This window comes from Spirosoma sp. (assembly GCF_048594605.1).
Classification (GTDB): domain Bacteria; phylum Bacteroidota; class Bacteroidia; order Cytophagales; family Spirosomataceae; genus Spirosoma.
Genome location: NZ_JBMDWV010000331.1, coordinates 1 through 5,286, shown reverse-complemented (window position 1 = coordinate 5,286; position 5,286 = coordinate 1). Strand labels below are relative to the sequence as shown.

The following is a 5,286-nucleotide window of genomic DNA, read 5'->3' as shown; positions in this document are numbered from 1 at the left end:
CAGTCCTTTTGCATTTCGTACAGTTCGGGCTGGAGGTAGCCGATTTTAACGACCACAATATCAGCCGTCCGGCCATTGAGTCCTAACCGTTTGAAGTCTTTTTCTTCGTGATAAGGCTTACGTTTCTGCGTAACGATAACGTTTACACTGCCCACTTTCACAACAACCTCTACTTCAGCATCTTTGTCGCCATACTCGATGGCCGTTACGGTGCCTTTGAGCGGAACCGGCGGAGCAAATCGTGAATCGACCATGGCACCCGCTTTGCCTTCTATCTGGCCACCAACCCCGGCGGCAATGGCTTTTTTCACAAACTCAGGGTCAGGAATGGATGCGTAGATTAGCGAAGGGCCGTCGGCTTTCTTAAACTCTGGTCGTTTTAGAATCTCCGTGATAGTCCACGTTACGTCGCCAGCACCACCGGCGGTTGGATTGTCGCCCATGTCGCTGATGTAGAACGGTCGTTTCTGGCTGGTAATGGCTTTAGTCAAACTTTCATCCAACGTACCGGTAGGAGCGACGAAACCAAATTGAGCACGTACATCCCAGAAATGGTTCGCCAGTTTTTCAGCGGCCTGAGTCACTTTGGCTTTGTCGTCACCCGTTACCATTACAACGGCGTGGTTGCGGGGTTCATCGGCCCAGGCGTAACCGATCCAGATACCGCCATCCACAACACCTTCCTGTTTATCAACCAGAGCCGGTATGTCTGCATAAAGACTTTTGCCTGGCTCAATGCGGGTACTCGTTTTTTCGCCCGGTAGTAGAATTGGTACGGTAATGTGGGCTTTGTAGGCGGGTTTGCCTTTCCCACTTTTGAGCCGTTCGATCAGGTGAACAACGGCCCGCTCTTTGGTTTGCATGGCGTCTTCGTGGGGAGCCATCCGATAGCAGGTCATCAGGTCGGTGTTCTGCGCGAGCCGCCATGATACGTTGCCATGCAGATCCATCGACGTAGAAATGAGCGTTTTATACCCAATTACTTGCCGAATACGGGTGATCAGGTCGCCTTCCGGGTCGTCCAGCCCTTTTACGCTCATGGCGCCGTGAATATCGAAATACAGGCCATCGTAGGGCGCGTATTTTTTGAGCGAATCCAGCATTTTATGCACTAGTGATTCATACGCTTCCCGCGTTACGGCCCCGCCCGGCAGCGATTTTCCCACAACAGTTGGTACCCAGCGTACCTGTTTACGTAGCGGAGCTGTACCCATCAGAAACGGATAAGCGTTAAAAACCTCCCCGCTCTAGCGAGCGTGAAAGGCGGGGTCGTGCGTAACGGCGGGAGAGAACGTACTTGACTCAATGCCCAAGCCCGCAATGGCAATGCGGGGTAAATTCGTATTCGTTGATTGAGCAAAGCCCGAATGAACAATAAAACAGGCTGAAAGGGCAACCAGAAGATGTTTCATGCCTACAAGTTAACGGATTCAGGAGTGTTGGCCAACGTTTTCGATGAATCCGGATAAAGCAGTCTTTTTTGAACTATAAATCCTGCCTCTTGCTCGAGGTCAAGCAAAGCAGGTCGACCAGAAAACCAGTCAACCTGTCTGATAAAAGAGGCTTACTGGTCTTCTTTGATGGCTTTCATACCTTTTGTCCAGCGTACCAGCTGGGTTAGCATCTGCGTGGCTGCCTTCGTCAGTCGATCGTTGGATACGAATACGCCATCTTCACTGATAAACTCGCCAACAGTGGGAATATTGACAACTTCGGCCAGCGCTACGTTCCGGAAATTAATTAAGTCGGATTTCAAACTGATTACAGCTCTGACCCCGGCAAAAGGCCCACCTGAGTAACTGACAATGCCCGACGGTTTGTAAGCCCATTCATGCACGAGGTACTCAAGAGCATTTTTCAGAGACGCAGGATAGCTGTAATCATACTCGGCCGTAACAAAAATAAACGCGTCGGCTTCGTCGATTGTAGCACTCCACTGTTTTGTATGCGCATGTTCATACTGCTTCATAACCGGGTGAGCCGCTTCATTCATCAGGGGAAGCCCGATTTCTGCCAGATCAAGAATATCTACTTCAAAATGCCCATTCTGCCGGGCTTCTTCCGCAATCCACTGAGCCACAAGCGGTCCTTTCCTGCTCGGGCGAACGGTTGAAACGATGATTTTAAGTTTGTACATTTTTCTACAGGCTGTTAGCGTAAATAATACTGAATTGGCGCAAGTATAACTCAAATCTACCTGCAAAAAAGCAGGCTAACCTGAAGTATAGGGGCTATTGGATGCGATAACGTATCGAAACGCGAGGGTTTGACGAATGATCAGGAATGGTAAATGATGAGTGAGTACGTCTCAATTAGGTATTCATCGGTCATAATTCGTCATTTTTGCATCATGAACCGACGTCGTTTTATTCAGCAATCGGCTTTAGGGGCCGGTTTAGCTTTACATACTCAGCCAATCTGGGCTTCTTCCGACTCCGCTTTTCCCGTTGTTCGGACAGCGGCCGGTAAACGGAATTTTACCAGTACAGCCGTTGAGCAGACCATTGAGCGGATGCACAAAACCATCCGCGATCCGGAGCTTGCCTGGCTCTTCGAAAACTGCTTTCCCAATACGCTCGATACCACTGTTCAGGTTAAAAACGAGAACGGCAAACCCGATACGTTTGTCATTACGGGCGATATCGACGCCATGTGGCTCCGCGACAGTACGGCGCAGGTATGGCCGTATTTGCCGCTCACCAAACAGGATGCCTCGCTACGTCAGTTGATTGCGGGCGTGATTCGACGGCAGGCGCAGTGCATTCGGTGGGACCCATACGCCAATGCATTTTACTCGGACACAACCAAAGAAGGCGAGTGGAAAAAGGACGTAACGGATATGAAACCGGGACTTCACGAGCGCAAATGGGAGCTTGATTCACTCTGTTATCCAATACGTCTGGCCTATCATTACTGGAAAACAACGGGCGATACCAGCCCTTTCGATGCCGACTGGTCGCAGGCCATGCAGCTTGCGCTGAAAACCTGCCGCGAGCAACAACGGAAGACCAGCCGGGGCCCATATCATTTCAGCCGCTCAACATCGTGGTCGACGGATACGGTGCCGGGTGATGGGTATGGCAATCCAACGCGGCCGATTGGTCTGATAAACAGTACGTTCCGTCCGTCGGATGATGCTACGGTATTTCCGTTCTACGTGCCGTCGAACTGGTTTGCGGTGGTTTCGTTCCGGCAATTGGCTACCATGATCGACCAGCTACGTCCTGACGCTACGTTCGCCAAAGACTGCCGGGCGCTGGCCGACGAAGTAGAAGGCGCATTGAAGAAATATGCCATCTACAATCATCCGAAATACGGCAAAATGTATGCGATGGAGGTCGATGGTTACGGCAATCACCTGCTCCAGGATGATGCCAACGTACCAAACCTGCTGGCTTTGCCGTATCTGGGTGCCTGTTCTGCCAGCGATCCAATTTATCAGAATACCCGCCGATTTGTGCTGAGTCCCGACAATCCGTATTTCTTCAAAGGCAAAGCGGCTGAGGGCGTCGGTAGTCCGCATACGCTGGTCAATAATATCTGGACGATGAGCCTGACGATGCGGGCACTTACGTCTACAAATGATGACGAAATTCGGACGCAGCTAGGTCAGCTAAAGAAAACCCACGCCGGAACGGGCTTTATGCACGAGTCGTTCGATAAGGATGATCCGGCCAAGTTTACGCGCAAATGGTTTGCCTGGGCCAATACACTCTTTGGCGAACTGATCCTGAAAGTAGCCAATGAGCGGCCCCATTTGCTGAGCAAAGAATTGTAGAAGTAGCACCATGGTTTGACCCCATCCGGGGTCAGATGTTTATAGATGGGTCAAAATTGCTATAAACATCTGACCCCGGATGGGGTCAAATTATAATTAATAATTCCACTATGGATTGGCTCGCTTGAGCTGCCAGGTTCCAGTTGCCTGGCCACCATCGGATTTCCAGGTGCCTTTCAGATCAGCATCCGCGAAGGTTCCTGTAAAGCTAACTTCGTCGTTTTCCGATGGGTCGATATACGTAGCGCTCAACCGGCCGTCTTTCCAGGAAGCCGTTTTTAAATCAATTGGGTGTCGGCTGCCGTCATCGGTCAGCATAACAACTTGTCCGGCTAAATTTTTCGCATTGTCCTGATTGAGAATCAACTCAAATTTTCCTGACGAATCCCCCAAGTACGTCCCCGACCATTTGCCAACTACCGTTTTTGACGTAGCATTTTCGGTTGATGATGGTTGTGCCTTCGCCATCTGGAACGTAGCAGTGAGTAAGAAGAAGGCTGTGAATAAAGTTTTGATAGGCATATAGAAAAGTTTATGGTTTGCTATAAGATGACTTTACTCCCTATAACGTTGCTTGACGACATGAATTCTTTGGTTAGGCTAAGGATATCTGTGCTTTATCTGCCTGACCGATAACGTATTGGCGAGCTTCGTCGTATTCTTCTGCCGTTCGCAGATGCTCCAGCATCAACGGAACTTCCTGCGGCAGCGACGTTACGTTGCGGATGTACGTAACGTAGTCCATCTGGCCCCGGCCCGGCATGGTTTCGGCAAAATGGCCGTCTTTACCGTAAATATCCTTTGCGTGCGACGACACAATCCAGCGGCCCAGCTTGCGGAACGTATCGTTGATGAGCGCCGTATTGTTATAATATCGGTCAGGCGTATTGATAATATTGGCAATGTCGACGTGAGCGCCAAACGCCGGACGATCAATGGCTTTGATGAACTTCAGGTACGAATCTGCTCCGTCGGGTGGGCTCCAGCCCATCATTTCGAGCGCAAACTTGGCGCGTTTCGGCTTTACGGCGTCAATGACTTTCCGGCAGTTTTCGACTGTGGCATCAAAATACTCTTTGGATTGATTCCGGGCATCCGGCCCATCCCAGTTTTTAGGATTGTAAGAACCCGCAATGTTGACACAGGTGAGCGCGCCAACGGCTTCGGCTAGAGCAAGCCGATTCGTTACGTACTCCAGATTTTTCCGACGTTTTTCGGCGTCCAGGTCAAGCATATTCACCCAGGCCCCAACTTCGGCGATCATCACGTTCTGAGCAGCGAACGCTTTTTGAATCGATTTGATTTTTTCGGTGTCTTTCAACTCAACCGGCGGTACATAGGCCGCGCTGTACCGTAGTCGTCGGTGTTCCCGCGCCAGGGCTTCCGGATCATCGCTTTTCAGGAAAATGGGACCGCCCAGCCGCAACGGTTTTGGCACTGCGCTGAACGTGGGAAGAGACGGGGTGAACAGGCTTCCGGCCAGCAGGGCTGACGTTTGTAAAAAAGCG

General features: G+C 50.7%; 4 protein-coding genes and 1 pseudogene. 1 reads left to right on the top strand and 4 read right to left on the bottom strand.

Going from position 1 to position 5,286, the window contains the following annotated elements; genetic code table 11:
• Positions 1–1,412 (bottom strand): annotated as a pseudogene (locus ACOJS8_RS20205) (M81 family metallopeptidase); the annotation flags it as partial.
• Positions 1,413–1,564: 152 nt separating this feature from the next.
• On the bottom strand, positions 1,565–2,137 hold the full coding sequence (locus ACOJS8_RS20200; RefSeq protein WP_420150361.1) for an NADPH-dependent FMN reductase: 573 nt from the start codon (positions 2,135–2,137) through the stop codon (positions 1,565–1,567).
• A gap of 213 nt (positions 2,138–2,350) precedes the next feature.
• On the opposite strand from ACOJS8_RS20200, the gene ACOJS8_RS20195 reads away from it, so the two are divergent.
• Positions 2,351–3,778, top strand: coding sequence for a glycoside hydrolase family 125 protein (locus tag ACOJS8_RS20195; RefSeq protein ID WP_420150360.1), 1,428 nt, complete (start codon positions 2,351–2,353; stop codon positions 3,776–3,778).
• A gap of 108 nt (positions 3,779–3,886) precedes the next feature.
• Here the strand turns inward: ACOJS8_RS20195 and ACOJS8_RS20190 are convergent, their stop codons facing one another.
• Together ACOJS8_RS20190 and ACOJS8_RS20185 are read right to left on the bottom strand one after the other, a co-directional pair.
• Complete coding sequence (locus ACOJS8_RS20190; RefSeq protein WP_420150359.1) at positions 3,887–4,300, bottom strand: hypothetical protein; 414 nt, start codon at positions 4,298–4,300, stop codon at positions 3,887–3,889.
• Positions 4,301–4,373: 73 nt separating this feature from the next.
• The coding region (locus tag ACOJS8_RS20185) for a sugar phosphate isomerase/epimerase family protein (RefSeq protein ID WP_420150358.1) at positions 4,374–5,286 on the bottom strand (913 nt) is incomplete at its 5' end.

Excerpts from the sequence above, each read along its gene's own strand:
- ACOJS8_RS20200 (WP_420150361.1), bottom strand. The coding sequence starts at position 2,137 with ATGTACAAACTTAAAATCATCGTTTCAACCGTTCGCCCGAGCAGGAAA.
- ACOJS8_RS20190 (WP_420150359.1), bottom strand. The coding sequence starts at position 4,300 with ATGCCTATCAAAACTTTATTCACAGCCTTCTTCTTACTCACTGCTACG.
- ACOJS8_RS20195 (WP_420150360.1), top strand. The coding sequence starts at position 2,351 with ATGAACCGACGTCGTTTTATTCAGCAATCGGCTTTAGGGGCCGGTTTA.